Annotated in this window: 15 protein-coding genes, 1 tRNA gene and 2 pseudogenes; 10 read left to right on the top strand and 8 right to left on the bottom strand. The window is 70.3% G+C overall.

Going from position 1 to position 18,079, the window contains the following annotated elements; translation table 11 throughout:
* Positions 1 to 35 precede the first annotated feature (35 nt).
* Complete coding sequence (locus C7C45_RS00110; RefSeq protein ID WP_110561538.1) at positions 36 to 788, top strand: lysophospholipid acyltransferase family protein; 753 nt, start codon at positions 36 to 38, stop codon at positions 786 to 788.
* 69 nt (positions 789 to 857) lie between these two features.
* On the opposite strand, the gene C7C45_RS00105 is transcribed toward C7C45_RS00110, so the two are convergent.
* The 5 genes from C7C45_RS00105 to C7C45_RS00085 all read right to left on the bottom strand — a co-directional run bounded on the left by C7C45_RS00105 (position 858) and on the right by C7C45_RS00085 (position 5,228).
* A complete protein-coding gene (locus tag C7C45_RS00105) occupies positions 858 to 1,577 on the bottom strand; it encodes a hypothetical protein (RefSeq protein WP_110561701.1) in 720 nt (239 codons plus the stop codon).
* 72 nt (positions 1,578 to 1,649) lie between these two features.
* Positions 1,650 to 2,363, bottom strand: coding sequence for a response regulator transcription factor (locus tag C7C45_RS00100; RefSeq protein WP_110561537.1), 714 nt, complete (start codon positions 2,361 to 2,363; stop codon positions 1,650 to 1,652).
* Positions 2,336 to 3,544 (bottom strand): hypothetical protein, encoded by a 1,209-nt coding sequence (locus C7C45_RS00095; protein ID WP_110561536.1) that lies wholly within the window; start codon positions 3,542 to 3,544, stop codon positions 2,336 to 2,338. The genes C7C45_RS00100 and C7C45_RS00095 overlap by 28 nt, the downstream gene beginning before the upstream one ends.
* On the bottom strand, positions 3,534 to 4,715 hold the full coding sequence (locus C7C45_RS00090; protein ID WP_110561535.1) for a sensor histidine kinase: 1,182 nt from the start codon (positions 4,713 to 4,715) through the stop codon (positions 3,534 to 3,536). Before C7C45_RS00090 ends, C7C45_RS00095 begins: the two co-directional genes overlap by 11 nt.
* A gap of 123 nt (positions 4,716 to 4,838) precedes the next feature.
* Complete coding sequence (locus tag C7C45_RS00085) at positions 4,839 to 5,228, bottom strand: VOC family protein (protein WP_110561700.1); 390 nt, start codon at positions 5,226 to 5,228, stop codon at positions 4,839 to 4,841.
* 132 nt (positions 5,229 to 5,360) lie between these two features.
* Between C7C45_RS00085 and C7C45_RS00080 the strand changes: the two genes are divergently transcribed.
* The 3 genes from C7C45_RS00080 to C7C45_RS00070 all read left to right on the top strand — a co-directional run bounded on the left by C7C45_RS00080 (position 5,361) and on the right by C7C45_RS00070 (position 9,065).
* Positions 5,361 to 6,359: a hypothetical protein gene (locus C7C45_RS00080; RefSeq protein WP_110561534.1), complete on the top strand. Its 999-nt coding sequence runs from the start codon at positions 5,361 to 5,363 to the stop codon at positions 6,357 to 6,359.
* A 205-nt stretch (positions 6,360 to 6,564) separates the two neighbouring features.
* Positions 6,565 to 8,166 (top strand): alkaline phosphatase D family protein, encoded by a 1,602-nt coding sequence (locus C7C45_RS00075; protein ID WP_208641017.1) that lies wholly within the window; start codon positions 6,565 to 6,567, stop codon positions 8,164 to 8,166.
* An 11-nt stretch (positions 8,167 to 8,177) separates the two neighbouring features.
* Positions 8,178 to 9,065, top strand: a complete 888-nt coding sequence (locus C7C45_RS00070; RefSeq protein WP_167454594.1) for a discoidin domain-containing protein — start codon at positions 8,178 to 8,180, stop codon at positions 9,063 to 9,065.
* 72 nt (positions 9,066 to 9,137) lie between these two features.
* On the opposite strand, the gene C7C45_RS00065 is transcribed toward C7C45_RS00070, so the two are convergent.
* The gene (locus tag C7C45_RS00065; RefSeq protein WP_208641016.1) at positions 9,138 to 9,518 is read right to left on the bottom strand and encodes a VOC family protein; all 381 of its coding nucleotides are present in this window, start codon (positions 9,516 to 9,518) and stop codon (positions 9,138 to 9,140) included.
* 709 nt (positions 9,519 to 10,227) lie between these two features.
* On the opposite strand from C7C45_RS00065, the gene C7C45_RS00060 reads away from it, so the two are divergent.
* From C7C45_RS00060 to C7C45_RS35430, 5 genes and pseudogenes are all read left to right on the top strand, one after another.
* Positions 10,228 to 10,530: a helix-turn-helix domain-containing protein gene (locus C7C45_RS00060; protein ID WP_110561531.1), complete on the top strand. Its 303-nt coding sequence runs from the start codon at positions 10,228 to 10,230 to the stop codon at positions 10,528 to 10,530.
* A 1,328-nt stretch (positions 10,531 to 11,858) separates the two neighbouring features.
* Positions 11,859 to 12,233: a DUF1304 domain-containing protein gene (locus C7C45_RS00055; protein WP_110561530.1), complete on the top strand. Its 375-nt coding sequence runs from the start codon at positions 11,859 to 11,861 to the stop codon at positions 12,231 to 12,233.
* Between the two features lie 438 nt (positions 12,234 to 12,671).
* A pseudogene (locus C7C45_RS00050) lies at positions 12,672 to 12,941 on the top strand (flavin reductase family protein); the annotation flags it as partial.
* A 117-nt stretch (positions 12,942 to 13,058) separates the two neighbouring features.
* Positions 13,059 to 13,181, top strand: a pseudogene (locus C7C45_RS00045) (ABC transporter ATP-binding protein); the annotation flags it as partial.
* On the top strand, positions 13,178 to 15,739 hold the full coding sequence (locus C7C45_RS35430) for an ABC transporter permease (RefSeq protein WP_110561528.1): 2,562 nt from the start codon (positions 13,178 to 13,180) through the stop codon (positions 15,737 to 15,739). The pseudogene C7C45_RS00045 and the gene C7C45_RS35430, both read left to right, overlap by 4 nt.
* Before the next feature lie 304 nt (positions 15,740 to 16,043).
* Here the strand turns inward: C7C45_RS35430 and C7C45_RS00035 are convergent.
* Positions 16,044 to 16,116, bottom strand: a tRNA-Arg gene (locus C7C45_RS00035).
* 160 nt (positions 16,117 to 16,276) lie between these two features.
* On the opposite strand from C7C45_RS00035, the gene C7C45_RS00030 reads away from it, so the two are divergent.
* Positions 16,277 to 16,972, top strand: coding sequence for a hypothetical protein (locus C7C45_RS00030; RefSeq protein WP_110561698.1), 696 nt, complete (start codon positions 16,277 to 16,279; stop codon positions 16,970 to 16,972).
* A 53-nt stretch (positions 16,973 to 17,025) separates the two neighbouring features.
* Here the strand turns inward: C7C45_RS00030 and C7C45_RS00025 are convergent, their stop codons facing one another.
* Entirely contained in the window at positions 17,026 to 18,018 is a 993-nt protein-coding gene (locus C7C45_RS00025; RefSeq protein ID WP_167454593.1) for an alpha/beta hydrolase, read from the bottom strand.
* Between the last annotated feature and the right edge of the window lie 61 nt (positions 18,019 to 18,079).

Genomic DNA, 18,079 nt, shown 5'->3' with positions numbered 1-18,079 from the left:
AACCGAACTCCAGGCGGGCAGGGTAGATTCTGCGGATGCCGGAGCTCGTGTACCCGCCCGTTATCGCCACCGCCAAGACGTTGTTCCGTCTTCTCGACCTGAAGATCACTATCGAGGGCGCGCACCACGTACCCCGCACCGGCGGGGCGGTGCTGGCCAGCAACCACGTCAGCTACCTCGACTTCATCTTCGCCGGTCTGGGTGCGAACGCGTCGGGTCGGCTGGTGCGGTTCATGGCCAAGCAGTCGGTCTTCACGCACAAGATCTCCGGACCGTTGATGCGGGGGATGCGGCACATCCCGGTCGACCGGCAGGCGGGCGCGGCCTCGTTCCGCGCCGCCGTGGCCGCGCTCAAGCGCGGTGAGGTCGTCGGCGTCTTCCCCGAGGCGACGATCAGCCAGTCGTTCACCGTCAAGGAGCTCAAGAGCGGCACCATCCGGATGGCCCGCTCGGCGAAGGTGCCGGTGTTGCCGGTCGCGCTGTGGGGCACCCAGCGGCTCTGGACGAAGGGCCACCCGCGCACGCTCACCCGCCGGCACACGCCGATCACCGTTCTGATCGGCGAGCCGATCAACCCGGCGGATTTCTCGGATCCGAACATGCTCGACGCCGAGCTGAAGACCCGGCTCAACGCGCTCGTCGATCGGGCCCAGCGGGAGTACCCGGACGCGCCGGCCGGCCCGGACGACACCTGGTGGCTCCCCGCACACCTGGGCGGCAGCGCGCCCACGCCGGAGGAGGCCGCCGCCCTGGACGACGCCGACGAACGTCGTACGACCAGCGCCTGACGACGAGTTGGCCGGGTCGTTGCGCACCCGGTCAGATGGTGTCTGCCGGCGCCGCGCGAACCGTCGGTTTCACCGATGCCCGGATGCTGCGCCGCCTGCGAGCCCGCTGCACGGGGTCGGCTCCGGCCCCGAACGGTAGTAGTCGTCGCGGGAGTGGAACTCCACCGGCAGCGAGCCGGGCAGCGTGACCCGGGTGTCCCCGGCGAGTAGGCCGGGGCCGGCCCGCAGCAGCAGCACGTCGCGCTCCTGCGCCGACAGGTCGACCAGTTGGGGGCGGGTGAGCCGGAACATGGCCACCGCCCGGCGGACCTGCCGGGCCAGTGCGGCGACCTCACCGGCCGGCCCGCCCAGGGCCAGGGCCGGCTGCTGGATGGTGCGTAGCGCGTCGCAGACGATCAGCAACTGCGCCGCGTCGTGCTCGGCTGCCGGCAGCTCCAACCGGGACGGCCACTGCCAACGGATCTGCCCGCTCATCAGGCCGTTGAGGCGGGCGGGCGGCCGGGACCGTGGCGTTTCGTCGACGACCAGCGACAGTTGCGAGCCGCTGCCCACCCAACAGATCCGCTGGTCGGTGACGGTCACCGAGACCGGCTCGGGGAGCTGCCAGCCGCGCCGTGTCTCCGTCGGCCCGAGCAGGTAACCCGCGACCAGCAGCCGGTGCCGTCCGAGCACCCGCTCGCCGGGGACCGGGCGCAGGTGGTAGCGGTAGTCCAGGGTCGGCCCGACATCGTCGTCCGGGGCGTCGAACCGGTGGGGAGCGATGAAAAAGGGGGACGCGTCGGCGTGCATCGTCACGACCTCCCGGTCAGATGGCTGTGCTGTGAAGCCTGGCGGATCGGGAGACGGCTGTCATGACGCCCGTTAGGGGGTCGGCCGGTCGTGCGTCGCCTGTGACCGGTAGATGCCGATCTCCTCCGGGCGGACGAGGCCGTCCTCGATCGCGCGGGCGAGTAATGCCGCCTTCGTGGCGGCTGGCCGCCCCGCCCGGGTGTACTTGATCCGCGCACGGTCCACGTACTGCTTCACCGTGTGCTCGCTGATCTGCATCCGACGGGCCACCGACGCCTTGGACATCGACTGGAACCAGAGCAGCAGCGCCTCCCGCTCCTTGTCGGACAGCGTCGGCCGGTCCGGCCGTGGATCGCCGACCATCGCCCCGGCCAGTGCCGGCGGCACGTACGGCCGATCGCTCGCGGCGGCCAGCACGGTGGCGACGCAGTGCTCCCGACCTTCGTGCTTGGCCAGGAACGCCACCGCCCCGGCGTCCAGTGCGGCGAGCATGGTCGCCGGGTCGGTGTGCTCCGAGTAGACCACCACCCGCCGCCCGGTGGCGCTCAGCTCGGCCAACTTGTCCAGCGCCATCCGCCCGTGCAGCCGCAGGTCGAGCAGGACGACGTCGGCGTTCGGCGCCGCCCGCAGCACAGCGTCCGGGTCGTCCCCGGTGGCCAGTACCGTCAGTCGTGGTTCGGTGGCGAGCCAGGCGCGTACACCCTCGACCACCACCGGGTGGTCGTCGACGATCGCCACTCCGATCGGCCGGTCGCCGGTCACCGCCGCCACTGGGTCTGCGCCCATCTGATGCTTCCGTCCCGTTCGTAGAGGTGCTCCACCTGCCCGTCGTCGTGCTCCCCGGGGGGTGGGCCGGTGGCCTCCGGCCCCTCCCGGTCCGGAGTCACCAGGCTGACCACCACCTCGTTCGGACCGGACACCACGGTCAGTCGGGCCCAGCCTCGGGCGTCCGCGAGGATGCCGTTGAGCGGGTCGGCCAGCCGACGGCGGATCTCCACCGGCAGTGGCGGCGGGGTGCCGATGGTGACCAGGTCGATCGGCAGACCGTTGCGTTCGGCCAGGTCGGCGGCGGCCCGCAACTCGTGCAGCAGCGGGTCGGGAACGTCGTCGGACTCCGCGATCAGTCGGCGTAGCCGGGCGGCGGCGAGCATGCACCGGCGCTGCACCTCCGGGTCGCCCGGGTCGACCTGTCCGGCTGCCAACTCCCCGAGCACCCGCCCGGCTGCCGAGCTGGCCAGGGCGAGCCGGTCCCGGCGTTCCCGGAGGGCATGCTCGGCGGCATCCCGCTCCGCGGCCAGCCCATGACCGGCAGCGGAGACCGCGGCTCGCTCCCGAGCCAGGCTGACGATCACCGCGCTGCCCACGAACACCGCCACCGGCAGCGAGAACGTGCCGTAGACGTACATCACGTAACGGGCCACGTCGGCCGGGTCGGGGCCGTGCCCGAGCACGGCGACCAGCGCGATCACCGCGTGCGTGGTCAGCAGCGCGATCAGCCCCACCACCCGGCGACCCCACAGCGCCAGCACGAAGAACCAACCGAGCGTGCCCCACACCCAGTTGGCGGCGGTGAACAGCTGCCGCTCGCCGACGGCGACGAAGACGGCCACGTCGACGGCCAGCAGCACCCCGGCCAGCGGCCACGGCGGCAGCGGCGAGCCGCGCAGCAGCCGCACCCCGGCCACCGCGCCGACCACCGCGACCAGCGCCCAGCCGCCGAGCACCACCGCCGGCACGGCGAACTCCGCGCGGGCGGCCAGCACCGCCGGCAACCCGATCGCGACGTGCCAGGCCAGTGCGATGGCGACGGCGACGATCCGGGCGCCCCGGTCGGAGGCGTGCGCCACGGCAGCCGGTGCGGCGAGCCCCGCCGAGGACGTGGGCTCCGGGGGCGCGGACCCGCTGGTCCGCTCCGGCACCTCCAGGCCGCGGATGGGGTGCGCCGGGGCGCCGAGGTCAGCCGACACCGGGCCACTCCAGTCGGATCCGGGTGCCCGCGCCGGCTGCCGATCGCACGTCGGCCCGCCCGCCGACCGCCGCCATCCGGCCGCGGATCGACTCGCGCAACCCGTACCGGTGGGGTGGGACGGTGGTCGGGTCGAAGCCGGGGCCGTCGTCGGCGACCTCGACCACGACGCCGATCGCGTCCCGGCTCAGCCGCAGCGTGACCTGCGCGCCCGGTGCGTGGCGGACCACGTTGGACAGCGCCGCGTAGGTGCTCTCGCTGATCGCCTCGGCCACACCGGCCGGGACCGCGCACGAGGCCAGGTCCAGGTGCGCCGGCAGCTCGGGCAGCCGGCCCGCCACCGCCCGCAACCGCCCGTCCAGCGGCACCGGGCCGTCGCCGGCCACCGGGCCGGCGTTGGTGAGCGCGACGAGGGTACGCAGGTCGGCGGCACAACGCTCGCGAAAGGCGGCCGTCGGGCCGGCAACCGCGCCGAGCCCCACCATGGTGAGGGTGCCGAGCACCGTGTCGTGCAGGTCGCGATTCTGCTGGCGTTCGGCGTCGCGGGCGGCCCGTGCGACAAGCGTCTCCCGGGTCAGCCGCTGATGCTCGACGAACACGCGGTCCGCGCGGCCGATCCGTCGGCGCATCACCGTCGCCATCATGGCCGTGCAGGCGGTCTGCACCAGCAGAGTGGCCGCGTGCGCCCGAGCCTCGGTGGCATTGCCGGCCACCTGCGCGCCCGTCGCGTACGCGGCGACGACGAGCAACCCGGCCGGGATCGACCAGCGCGCCGGGGCGGTGGCCTGCGCGTTGATCACCGTGGTGCTGGCCAGCACGGCGATCCAACTGCCCTCACCGGGCAGCACCCCGGGCGCCACCAGCGCGGGGATGAGCAGGCAGGTCACCGCGGTTGTCGCGACGTCACCGGCGACCAGGGTCGGGGTGATGCCGTGCCGCCACGCGCGGTACGCGTACCAGAGCGACCAGCCGGTCGACGCGGCGACAACGGGCAGTAGCACGGCTGACTCGACCGGCGGGGCGTGCACCGACAGGGCCACCGCCGCGCCGATCACACCGCAGGTCAGCCGCAGCAACGCTGGCATCGTGGTGAAGATGAGGCCGAGCGCGCCACCAGCCGGATTGTCCAGGGTGGGCGGCGGCGGCACGGTTTGGGCGGCAACGGTCGGCATCGGGAAGTGTCCTTCCGACAACGACCCGGTCCGGGTCCGCACGGCAGAGATCGACGAGGGAGAATAACACGATTGAATGCCGTTGATCACCCAATGTGCGCGATGTGTCGCAGATTCGTCATATTAGGCCGCGGGTTGGAGCAGGTCCCACCGATTGCCGTAGAGATCGACGAATACCGCTACCGAGCCGTACGCCTCGTGCCGTGGTTCCTCCAGGAAACGCACCCCGGCGGCCACCATCCGGGCGTGGTCCCGGGCGAAGTCCTCGGTGTAGAGGAACAGCCCGACCCGGCCGCCGGTCTGGTCGCCGACCCGGGCCCGCTGCTCGGCGGTGCTCGGCCGGGCCAGCAGCAACGCCGTCTCCCGGGCGCCCGCTGGGCGGACCACCACCCAGCGCGAACCGTCCGGTCGGGCGGTGTCCTCCACCAGCTCGAACCCGAGGCCGCCGACGTAGAAGTCGATCGCCTCGTCGTACTCCCTGACCAGCAGCGCGACAAGCCCCAGATGTGCCATTCGGCCATTCTGCCGGCGGGCGCTCGGCACCTGGCCGGCGGCGTCCCCGCTGGTCACCCGTTCCGTCTGTCTCGTCGGAACCGGGGGTGCGCGCCGTCCGTCCCATCTTCGGGTGGAGAGGTGGTGAGCCGGATGCGGGCGGGCCGATCGGCACTGGTGGTGGCTCTGTTCGGTGTGGCGCTGAGCGGCTGCGGTGGCACGAACATCGGGTCGGGCGGGGCGGACGAGCCCGGCCCGGCCGAGATCGCCGAGACGTGGACCTCCTGCGCCACAGCGGCACCACACGTCGGCGGCATCTTGTCGCTGCCGCACACGCAGACGCCGACACCCGTCGTACCTGAGCCGAAGATCGGGCGCATCGACCCCGCGTTCACCCCCGTCGCCGCCGTGATCTGCGGTCGACAGATCCGGCCGGCCCCGAACGGAGGCCGCGAGCAGGTCGCCACCGAGCAACGCGCCGAGGAGATCGCACCACTGCTCGCCGCGCTGCGCCTGCCCAACCAGCGGGCACACGGCGAGAACATCTGCACCGCCAACATGATCGTCCCGCCCTGGCTGGCCCTGCTCGACGACCGGGGGCGCTGGCTGCGCCCGTACCTGCCGACAACCTCCTGCGGCAAACCGCGCCCGGAGGTCCTCGCCGCCCTGGACGGGTCGCAGTGGACCACGGTGGACACCCGTACCGTCGGGCAGGTCGGCTCCCCGGCGGCCGAGGCCGCCGGATGCGCGCAACAGTGGACGGACATGGTGTGGGTGGAGACCACCAACGGCCGCGCCGCGACGCCCGGAGCGGCCACGTCGCCGGCCGCCGGGCCGATGCGCCTCTGCGTCTACCAGGTGCCCGAGTCCCAGCGGGGCGGCGGCAAACCGGCGGGTGACTTCGTGTACGGCGGGCCGCTCCCAGCCGAGCGCCAGGCGGGCGTGCTCCGGGCGTTGGCCAACCGCCGAGCGGTGGCCGACTGTGCCACCCCGGCGTCCCGCTTCGCGGTGCTGCGCCCGCTGGACGGCAGCGGTTCCGACAGGTACGTCGAACTCGACGGCTGTCGACGTTTCCTGATCGTGGCACCGACCGGCGGGACTCAGCTCGGCCAGGGCGACGACACTCTGGCCACCCTGCTGCGGCCTCTCTGAGCCGGCTGACCCGCTGCCAGCTCGACCGCACTCCCGCAGGCGGAGTCCAACATCACCTTCGCGGCAGGCTGTCCCGCCCTGGTGGGTGGATGTCGGCCCCGGTCCACGCGGTGCTCAACGGACCGCCATCCGCGCGTCATCTGGCTCCCACTTAATGATCAACGACTGCAGGACAAATCGTGTCCCTTCGAGAGGAACCCTGCGCGTGATCCCAGTGGAAGACCCCAGACCGGCCGCCCGTCTGGCGCGGCGGCGGTTCCTGACCGTGACCGGTGCCGCGACGGCGCTCGCCTTCGCCACCAACCTGCCCGGCGGGTCGAGCGCCTCCGCCGCCACCGACCGGCTGCCCGACGACCCGTTCACCCTCGGCATCGCCTCCGGTGACCCGCTGCCCGAAGCGGTGGTGATCTGGACCCGGCTGGCGCCGCGACCGTACGAGCCGTTGGGCGGTATGCCGTACCACGCGGTCGAGGTGGAGTGGCAGGTCGCCAGCGACGAGCGGTTCCGGCGGATCGTCCGCTCCGGACGCGCGACCGCGCGACCCGAGTACAGCTACAGCGTGCACGTGGACGTGCGCGGCCTGCAGCCGAGCCGGCAGTACTGGTACCGCTTCAAGGTCGGTACGTACCTCAGCCCAGTCGGTCGTACCCGCACCACCCCGGCACCCGGGCAGCGGGTAGACCACCTCACCTTCGCCGTCGCCTCCTGCCAGTCCTTCCCGGACGGCTTCTACACGGCGCACCAGCACATCGCCGCCGAGGACGTCGACGCGGTGGTGTTCCTCGGCGACTACATCTACGAGTACGGCGTCTCCGCCTCCGGTGGGCTGCGCAATCTCACCGACCCGGTGCCGAACCAGTTCCGCACCGAGGCCGACACGCTCGACCGGTACCGCCTCCAGTACGCGCTCTACAAGTCCGACCCCGACCTGCGCGCCGCGCACCAGGCGGCACCGTGGATCCCCACCTGGGACGACCACGAGGTGCAGGACAACTACGCGGGCCTGACCTCCAAGAGCAACGCCCCGGTCGAGGACTTCCTGGTCCGCAGGGCCAGCGCGTACCGGGCCTACTGGGAGCACATGCCGCTGCGCTCGCCCGCCCCGCAGGGACCCAACTACATGCTCTACCGCCGCTTCACCTTCGGGCGGCTGGCCGAGCTGAACGTGCTCGACACCCGCCAGTACCGCGCCGACCAGGCGTCGGCCGACGGCTGGAAGGTCGACTCGGAGGAGCGACGGGACCCGGCCCGTGCCCTCGCCGGCGCCCAGCAGCAACGCTGGCTGCTGGACGGTGTTCGCACCTCCCACGCGACCTGGAACCTGCTCGCCAACCAGGTGATCATGAGCCGGATGGACCAGGACCCGACGGCCGGCGACCTGTACAACATGGATGCCTGGGACGGCTACGCCGCCGAGCAGAAGGTCACCCTCGACGGCCTCGCCGCGCTGCGGGGACGCAACCCGGTCGTACTCACCGGTGACGTGCACGCCGCGTACGCGCTGGACATGAAGCGCGACTTCACCGACCCGGCCTCCCAGACGTACGGCGTGGAGCTGGTGGCGACGTCGATCAGCAGCGGCGGCAACGGCAGCGAGATCTCCGCGACCGGGCAGAAGTTCCTGGACAGCAACCCGCACCTGAAGCTCGTCAACGAGCGGCGCGGCTACCTCAGGGTCCGGCTCACCGAGCGTGAGCTGCGGGCCGACTACCGGGCGGTGCCGTACGTCGACCGCAACGACGCCCCCGTCCAGACTGTCAGTTCGTTCACCGTCGAGGCCGGCAACCCCGGCCTGCACGCGGCATGAGGGGTAAAGCCATGACACGTACTCTCTGGCGCCGGCTCGTCGGCCTGTCCCGTGGCCGAAAGGCCGCGGTCGCCGGTGCCGTCATCGCCCTGGTGGCGATCGGTGGCACCGCCCCCGCGGTCGCCGGCCGACCCGCCCCGACCCGGTTGAGCCTCGCCTCGGACGTCAGCCTGGTGCAGGTCAACCCGATTCCCTGCGCGAACCAGGGTTTCCAGCTCCAGTTCGGCAACACCGGACGCGCGGACGTCTACGCCGACGCGTTCCTTGAGGTGAAGGCGCCGCTGACGCTGTCCAGGAACCTGGTCTCCAGCTACCTGCCCGCCGGTTACACACTGAAGGTGCCGATCACGGTCACCGCACCCCGGGGCACCGCCCCCGGCCAGTACACGATCACCGTCCGGTCCGGTGAGAGCCGGCTGTCGGTGCCGGTGGAGGTCGCACCGGGACCGGTCGACACCACCGGCAACCTCGCCAGGTACGTGCCGGTGACGGCATCGTCGGAGAACCTGCCCAGCTACCCGGCCTGCGGTGCGGTGGACGGCGACCGCGACTCGAACCACTGGGCGACCACCACCGGCTGGAACGACGCCAACAAGGGCGCCTTCCCCGACTGGCTGCAGGTGACGTTCGACAAGCCCGAGACGATCGGCCGGGTCGACGTCTACACGCTCGACTCCACCAAGTACCCGGCCGCGAAGTACGGCCTGCGCGACTGGGACGTCCAGGTGCGGGTCGGTGCGGACTGGCAGACCGTCGCCCAGGTGCGCGGCAACGTCGCCGGTCAGGTCAGCTCCAGTTTCACGCCGCTGACCGCGACCGCGTTCCGGATCGTCACGCTGACCAGCAACGAGACCGCCGGCTACTCGCGGGTGGTGGAACTCGAGGCGTACGCCTCCTGACGGAGGCTTCCGTCGTACACCGCGTCCGGGCCGAGGTTTCTCGGTCCGGACGCGCGCGTGCAGACGGGGTCGTCAGAGCTTCTGGACGATCTGGATCGGGTTGCCGTCCGGGTCGGCCGTCCAGGCGATCAGCAGGCGATCGAGCCACCGGTGAGGCGCGGCCAGGGCAGGAGCGCCGTTCGCCGTGAGTGCGGCGTACGCGCCGGCGGTGTCGTCGGTCCACAGGATCACCGCCGCCCGCTGGCCCTCGGGTACGGGGTCGAGCCCGTGATCATCCCGGGTGGAGGCCACCGAGGCGATGCCGATCTTGTAGCCGTCGAGCACGAGATCGATGTGGATCGGCTCGCCCTCGACCGGCACCCGGAAGGTCTCGGTGAAGCCGAGACCGACGTAGAACACGGCCGCGCGGGAGACGTCCTCGCTGAACAGGATCACCTGAGGACTGCGGAACATCGACACCACCCGACGCTATCAACGCAGTGGATCCACACTGTGCCCGCTGGTGGGCTCGGCTGGCCCTGCCCGTCTCGCCAGTGGCACGCCGAGTCAGCAAAGCTGTCCTGATGATCTCTCTGACCGCCCAGAAGGACCACGTGTCTCCTCGGAGAAAATCTATGTGCGAAGCGCTAGATATCCTTGTCGTCTTCGGCTAACGTTCCTGAGGTCGAAGATGGAGCAAACAAAGACGCTGACGTAGCCGCCCCGCACGAGGGCGAAGGAGTAGGGCCAGGGAAACTGTGGGCCCACTCGGTTTGGCGGCAGAAACTTGCCGTAGTGACAGCGGGTGGGGCCAAGGCTGGTTCAGGGCTGCACCCGAGGCAAGGAGAGTTCGTCGTACGTGTCAGGGCCATGAAGTCGCGTGGGGCTCGGACACCGACGGGCAGCACGAAAGTACGGCAGAGGAAATCAGAGGCAAGGGAGGGCACTACACCGTTGGATCGCCCGCTGTCAGCCGCATTGGTGGGCTAGACGCGGACACCGCAGTTTCCATCGAACGAGAGGTGGTCTCCGGTCACGCATATGCGATCCTCGCACCCGATGCCGTCAATGACGGCCGGTGCGGACAAGAGAAGCCGACGTTCTGTCGGTAGATGGTGTTCCTGACCCACAACCCTTGGGCCCCGGTGCTTTCGAGCACCGGGGCCCTCGTGATGGAGGTTCGATGACCCAATCCGGCGACATGCTCGACGACGAGGACTACCCCGCCTACACGATGGGCCGCGCCGCCGAGATCCTCGGCTGCTCGCAGGACTTTCTGCGCCGGCTCGGCGACGCGAAGCTGATCGACCCGCAGCGCTCCGGTGGCGGGCACCGCCGCTACTCCCGCTATCAGCTACGCCTTGCCGCGCGAGCCCGGGAGATGTGCGACCAGGGCACCGACATGGCAGCGGCCTGCCGGATCATCATTCTTGAGGACCAACTCGCAGAGGCCCTCCGACGCAACGAGAGCCACCAACAGGGCTGAGTACACCCTCCGGGCCTCGCCGTGAAGCATTGGACAGCGGCCACCATGTCGATGCAGGGCGAGGCCTTCTCGTCGAGCAGTCGCCGGAGCGTCCACCCTGAGGCGCATCGTTAGCTGCCTTTATGCAAACGACCCCTTGCGGTAACAAGGGGTCGTTCCTGCCCGAGGCGGCGACCAGGCTGTCGAGCGTCGCTCCTCTATGCACGTTCAACGACGTGGAAGTTGCAGAAGCAACGGGTTCGGGCTGAAGGTCGGTTAAGGGCCGGCTTAGCCGAACTGTGATCAAAAAATCCGCTACGCATCCAGAGATGCCCTCGTTTTCACATTGAGATCCCGCCTGGGTCCTCACTGCGGCGGTAACCGCGGAGGGCTGCAGCAGGCGGGGTCTTCCTGTCCGAGGCAGATCAGCGCGTCATCTGGAGCAACCGTGTCCGATACTTCCATTACACCCCCCGGCGACGATGAGGGTCGAGCGGCCCTTCTCACCGTTCGCGACCTGGTAATTCTTGCGATATCGCTGGTTGTCGGCCTGCTGTCTGGTTGCGTCAGCTTCCTGACCGTAGCCGCCCAGGCTGGCGTTGCTGCGGGTGCTGCTGCGGGTGTCGTCGCCCTCGTGCTGACGGGGCTTGTGGTCGCAACCAGCCTGCACAGGCTGCTGAGGTAACGCCAAGGCAAGGTGGGCGGCTTCGAATGCCGTGTAGGTAGGGGCTACGACCACCGTTGTTGCGGGCCGGCATGGCCGCGTCGAGCAGGTTGGCCAGCCGGTACCGCAACACCCTCGTCTGTCTGAGCGACAGGACCAGGCAGGTCGCGGCGTTACCCTCCATGCTGGTCAGATTCACCATCGGCCCAGCGGCAGGGTGTAGGGCTTGCACCAAGCTCACGTCAACGACGTACGCCTCCGGCCTGTTGGTGTCTAGGTGGCTAGCTTGGGAGCGGTGCTGACCCCTGCGCTGGCAGTCGTCCCGGTCGCACCAGCGCGGGTGAGTCGGGTCGGCAAGGTTGCCAGTCAGGAAGACGTGCACGTAGCCGCAGGGGCGTCCGGACTGCACGCGGACCTTGACCGGCGGCACCCTCATCGGAATCCGGTGCCGTCAGCCCGGCCCAGCCCAGCCAGGCGGCGACGAGCCCGCACTACGCCCACGTTCTGCCAGAGGTCGAGCGGGCCGCCGTGGACGAGGCTGCGAAGCAGCTCTGTGGCTGACTTGGCGGTACGAATGGCCTCCGGGCAGAGGGCGGCGGCCTGCACCGGTCCTGGCATCGCAGTGCGATCAAGAAGCACTTACCCCACGTCACGGAGGGCCACGAGGAGACCTCATACTGCGTACATGAACGCGATCGCACAGGTATTTGCTGTACTGGCCGGACTCATCCACGTCTTCATCTTCGGAATGGAGTCGGTACTGTTTCGCCGACCCAAGGTCCACCAGCGGTTCCTGACACGAACTGCCGATGTGGACGCCGTACGGCTGTGGGCGTTCAACCAGGGTTGGTACAACCTGTTCCTCGCTGTCGGCGCCATTGGCGGCGTGGTCTCCGTCAATGCTGGCAATCAGGTCGTCGGCCGCACGCTGGTGCTGTTCAGCTGCGCATGCATGCTTGCCGCCGCCGGTGTACTGCTGCTGGCCGACCGTCGGATGGCGCGCGGCGCCCTGATCCAAGGCACCGCACCGCTGATTGCGCTGATCGCAGCGCTGGCGTAATTACGATCACCCAGCTGCCCGGTCACGCCCATCCACCTGCCGCCTAGCACGGATCCCTGCGCCACCGGGGCTCCGACGACCGCTGTAGCAGGGTCCGGGAGACATTGAGGAAGTACCTGTGTGCCCGGCAGGATTCGAACCTGCGGCCTTGGGATTAGAAGTTGAATCCCGATCGTGTTTCTGAGTAACCAGCAGTCCCTAGGGGTGTCTATCTGGCCAGGTAGACACCCCTAGGCGTGCCGGTCAGTGTTGGTCTGTGGCGGTTGATCTGTGGCCGTCCGGGCTCACGGCGGGCTCACCCTTCCCCATGGGTCGCGTGAGGCTCCGGAGGGCTCAGCGGCTTCGAAGTTCGGAGGTGCACAAGGGGCGGCCTCCGTCGGCCAGACGACTTCGAGATGGAGTTGACCCAGGGCTACGGTTGGCGGGTTCTTAAGTGAGCATGGCCGTGCCGCGACGGATCTGTTCGCCAGTCACTGCCCGGATCGATTCGCCGGAACGAGGTGGCGTACGACCGCCCTGCGACAGCTTCCGTTCCTGGTGGACGCCGCCCACGCGGTCAGCGAGTGCCGGGTGGTGCGGATGGATATGGTCGGTGATCACACCATCGTTGTCGGCGCGGTGGAGGCCGTGACGACGGAAGATGCGGATCCGACACCGCTATTACACGGTTTGGGTCGGTATAAAGTGTGGCCGAAATCGGTGACGTGAACTTTCCAGGAGGAGCCAGTGCAGACCGTCGTCCCTCCCGCTCTGGCCGGAGCCGCTATGCGCAAACGATTCGGTGCCGGCGAGTCTGCGATAGATGCCTTGAAGGGAGTAAATGTCACCGTCCCTTCCGGCGCCGACCGGGTGCTCTTCCTGGTCGACGGCACCGTCGTCAGCGAACTCATGGAACCCACCGCCGACCTGGTCCTGGACGGTTTGAAGAAGCTGGAGCAGGGCCGATGATGAAGCTGGCCTGGGCTAATGTCGTGCATCGGGCATCGCGGCTGTTGCTTCCCGGGCTCGCCGTCGCGCTCGGCGTCGCCTTCGTGGCCGGCACGCTCATGGTGACCGACACCATGCGCGCGGCACTGTTGGACCAACTCACCCGGACCTCAGCCACACTCGACGTGGTGGTGGAACGTCAGCCGCAGGACGTGGCGGGTAGTGCCCGGACCGTGCCGGCGGCGCTGCTCGACGAGGTGGCCACGGTAGACGGAGTGGCCGCGGCGCACGGTCAGGTCTGGGGGCCGGTGAAGGCCGCCCGACCGGACGGCCGGACGCTGGCAGCCGCGCCCAGCCGTACCCAACTGATCGGGATCGCCGACGAGTCCCAACTGTGGGACGTCAGGTTCGTGCGGGGGCAGGCCCCGGCCGGTCCCACCGACATCGCAATCGATCGCGACACCGCCAGTGAGCAGCGGATCGGAATCGGTGATCAATTGCTGCTCACGGCCGGCTCCGACGCCCGGCCGCAGCCGTACACCGTGACCGGTCTGATGGACGTGGACACCCGCCGGGACGACCTCGGTGACGGCGTGGTGGTCGGCACCACGGACGCGGTGGCCGTCCAACTGTTGAGGGCGACCGCGTTCGGCCGGATCGAGACCGTGGCAGCCTCAGGGCTGTCGCAGGAGGCGCTGCGAGACCGCCTGGTCGCTCAACTGGGTGACCGGTACGCCGTCCGTACCGGCGCGGCTGTTCGGGCACAGGAAGCCCGCGACGCTGCCCGTGACCTCGACGGGTTCAGCAACGCCCTGCTGGTGTTCGCTGGCATCACGACGATCGTCGCTGGGGTCGTGGCCTACAACACCTTCTCCGTCCTGCTCGCGCAACGTCTGCGGGAGACGGCGTTGCTGCGGTGCGTCGGGGCGACCCGGCGGCAGGTCCGCGTGGGGGCACTGGGAGAGTCCGCGCTACTCGGGTTCCTCGCCTCGGTGGTCGGCCTGGTGCTCGGCCTGGGCGCGGCGCGGGTGCTGTTGCGGGTCTTCGGCTCGGGCGAGGGCATCGACGTCGGAGGTGCCACGCCGCTCCTTGAGCCTCGTACGGCGCTGGTCGCGTTCGTTCTGGGTCCGGTGGTCGCGATGCTGGCGGCCGTGGGCCCGACCCTGAAGGCCTCGCGCATCCGACCGGTGGAGGCCCTGCGGGACGCGGCGCCGCCGCCGGTGCGCTCTGCCGGTCGCCGCCTCCGCACGGCGACCGTGCTGGCGGCGCTCGCCGCCGTGCTGGTCGTCGGCGGGGTCGTCGCCGCCCGCACCCTCGCCCAGCCCGGTCGTCTCCCGATCGCCGCGGTGGTGGTCGGCGCGCTGGCGCTGATCACGGCGGTGCTGATCTTTGCGCCGCTGGCCATCCCGCGACTGGGGTCCGCGGCCGGCCGCATCCTCGGGCGGATCCTCGGGCACCCGGGACGGCTCGCCGGGGAGAACGCCCGCCGCAATCCGGAGCGGACCGCCACGACAGCGGCGGCGCTCTGCATCGGCCTGACCCTTGTCACCGTGGTCAGCACGATCGCGGCGGCCGCGACACGCTCCATCGAGGAGGATTTTGCTCAGAACTTCCCGTTCGCCTACACGCTGCGGGTGGACTCCGCGACCCCCATGGCCAGCACGGACGTGATGGCTGCCCTGCAGGGCCGGCCGGAGGTCGGCGCCGTGGTGGGCGCTCGCGGCCCCAGCTCGGCGACCGAGGTCATCGTGAACGGGCGGGCGATCCGGATGAAGGGTGTGGACGACACGGTCGCTCGTGCGGCCCCGACCGCTGTGGCAGAGGGTTCGTTGCGCGGCTTTGGTCCCGGCAAGGTGGCTCTCGAAGCGAAGCTGGCGCGTCAGCTGCGGGTCGAGGTGGGCGATCGGCTCACCGCCAGATCTGCGAACGGCACCGAACTCACTCTCAGCGTGGCGGCACTCCTGGACGCCATGTCGCCACTCGGTCCGTTCGCCGTCTCGGGTAACGACCTGACCCGCGTCGCACCGGGGCTACCGGTATCGGCGGTCTACGTGACCCAGGCATCGGGTGCCACCGACGCGGCGCTTCGTCGTGCCGTCACCGACGTGGTCGCCGGGCAACCCGCGATCACTCCGGTGAGCAGTGCCCAGAGCATCAAGCAGTGGACTGAGGCGATGTCGACGTTGCGCGGCCTGCTGCTCTCGCTACTGGGGCTGTCGGTGCTGATCGCCTTCTTCAGCGTGGCCAACACGCTGTCGCTGTCGATCGTCGAGCGGACACGGGAGTCCGGCTTGTTGCGGGCTCTCGGGCTGACCAGGCGGCAGCTGAGCCGTACCTTGATGGCGGAGGGCTTCTTCGTGGTGACACTCGGCGCGGCCGCCGGTATCGTGCTCGGGGTCGGCCTCGGCTGGGCGGTGGCTGCGGCGATGAATTGGAGTCTCACGGCTGTCCTGTCGTTCCCCGCGGCGCAGATCGCCTTGTTCGCCGTCATGGCGCTGGTTGTCGGCCTGCTCGCCACGGCGCTGCCGGCCCGGCGGGTGGGACGTTCGCCGATCACCCTGATGCTGGCTCGGGAGTAGCCCACGCTGCCATGGTCGTAGCGCGTCGTGTCCCGCTGGCGGGACACGACGCGCTCCCTGGTGACATGTCCGCGATGGGGTGTCGAATTCCTCTCCCAAGCCATCTCTGGCGCAGCGCTCCCAGCGCAAATCCGATGAATGCTCCTTGCCCGCCCGGTGATCGGCGGCGTCGTGGACCGCTCCGCCGATCGCGGCTGTGATCTCTTCCAGGGTCATCGGAGCACGGGATGAACCTATCGCGTCGAGCTGATGCCGCGTCCGATCCATTGGTCGGTGTCGCTGACGTCAAGTAGGTCTCTTGAGGCGCGCCCGGCAGGATTCGAACCTGCGGCCTTGGGATTAGAAGTCCCCTGCTCTATCCGCTGAGCTACGGGCGCGTGTGGCGTGCATGTTGCGCCCAGAGGGTACCGCCGTCCTACTGCCCGGCGGCGAAAAGGGTGCCCGCGTCCACGTTGCCGAGCAGGGTCTCACGGCGACCGCGCGATGAGCATCTGGGTTCCCACGGACCGGCCCGACCACGGACCGTACCTTTGGCTGGTGCTGCTGGATCCCGACGCCGAGAACGACGTCGCCTACGAGCTGTGCCAGATCGTCGGTCGCGCCATCCTGCCGTACCGGTCATCGGACGACGTCGGTACCGCGTTCTTCTTCCAGGGCGGGGACGACCCGGTGGGGGAGTCGCTGCTGACGGCGGCCGACCTGGTCGGCGCGGCGGGTGGTGAGCTGAGTCTGCGGGCGAGCGTCACCGAGCCGGCCGGGGTCGCGCCGGCCGTCGTCTCCGCAGCCGAGATCGTGCCCGGGTGGGCCCGCTTCCCGGGCGACGGGGTCGCGGTGCTGCCGACCGCCGGCCTACACCGGTATGCCGGCGACGGCGGCTGGCGCTGGCGCGTCCAGCCGGTGCCCGCGAAGATCGCCGCCGGGCCCGAGGTGGTCGCCCGCCTCGGCGCCGACGCCGGTTCCGCCTTCGTGCTGGCCCATGGGGTACGCGACGACGGGTCGCGCCCGTTGGAGGTGGCGATCGAGCGGGTGGTCCGGGACGGGGACGACGTGCGGATCACGACGGAGCTGCCACCGGGGTACGTCGGCGCCCCGGTCTTCGTCGTCCAGGCGGACACCACCGGGGAAGTGTCGCTGTACTGCCTGGGCCTGGTGCTACCCGGCGTCGGCGGTCACCCGGTGGCGACTTTCGACCGGATCCGAGCCGTCCTTCCGGCGACGCCCGGCGACGTCTGAGCCGCGACCCGGAACGCCTGCCGACCCGGAACGCCTGCCGGCCTGGTCGGCGGTCAGCCGCCGGGCGTCGTCGCGCCTGCCGTGTCGGCCGGGGCGGTGGGACCTGCGGCGAGGAACGCCTCGGCCCAGCGGCCGACCTCGTCGAAGACCTTCTTCCGTACGGCGGGACCGGAGAGTGTGAGGTCGTGCAGCCCACCGTCGAAGCGGGCCAGGGTGACGTGGCGGCCGAGGCGGGGCGCGTATCGGACCATGTGCTCGACGTCCAGCACAGCGTCCGCCAGAGTCGCGTTGTCGTGCCACTTGGTGCCCCGAAAGGAACGGGTCGAGCAGGCCAGCAGCACCGGCACCCGGATGTCCAGACCAGCGCGTAGCCGGCGTTGACCGGTGCGGATCGCGTTCAGCCAGCCGGCCCGGACCGGGAACCCGGCCAGCGGCTTCCACGCCAGGTCATAGGTCCACTCGCCGCGGTGGTCGGTGTGCAGGCTCTCGCCGTACACCGTGCCCAGCCCGATCGGCAGGATGCGGTGCGGCGCCCTGCGGCCCAGCCGGGACACGGCGGCCGCGAGGGGCCGGCGCACCGCCCAGGGTGCGTTGAGGTCGAAGAATGGGCTGTTGAGCACCAAGCCGTCGATGGTGCCGGGGTCGCGGGCGTCCGCCCAGAGCGAGAGGATCAGGCCGCCGGTGGAGTGGCCCATCGCCAGCAGGGTGTCGTGCCCGTCGTCGGAGCGAATGATCTCGGCGGCGGCGTCCAGCTCGGGGAAGTAGTCACTGATGTCGCGGCAGAAGTTCGGCGTCTGGCCCGGGAGCAGGCTGCGGCCATATTTGCGCAGGTCGAGTGCGTAGAAATCCCAGCCCCGCTCGACGTAGAAGTCGGCCAGGTGGGTCTGGAAGAAGTAGTCGACGAAGCCGTGGACGTAGAGGACGGCCCGTCCGGTGGGGCGCTCGGCCCGGCGTCGGACGAGGGTCGCGACGACCGGCCCTTCGTCGTCGGTGCCCAGGTCGATCGTCTGCCGCTCGTACGGCGGTCCCAACACGTCCGGTTCCACGACCGCGACGCTACGCCGCCAACCTACCCAGCGGTAGCCCGCGCCCCCACCCCCCCCACCC

This window comes from Micromonospora arborensis (assembly GCF_003205615.1).
Lineage (GTDB): Bacteria > Actinomycetota > Actinomycetes > Mycobacteriales > Micromonosporaceae > Micromonospora > Micromonospora arborensis.
The sequence above is the reverse complement of the archived record's forward strand: the minus strand, read 5'-3'. Positions and strand labels throughout refer to the sequence as shown.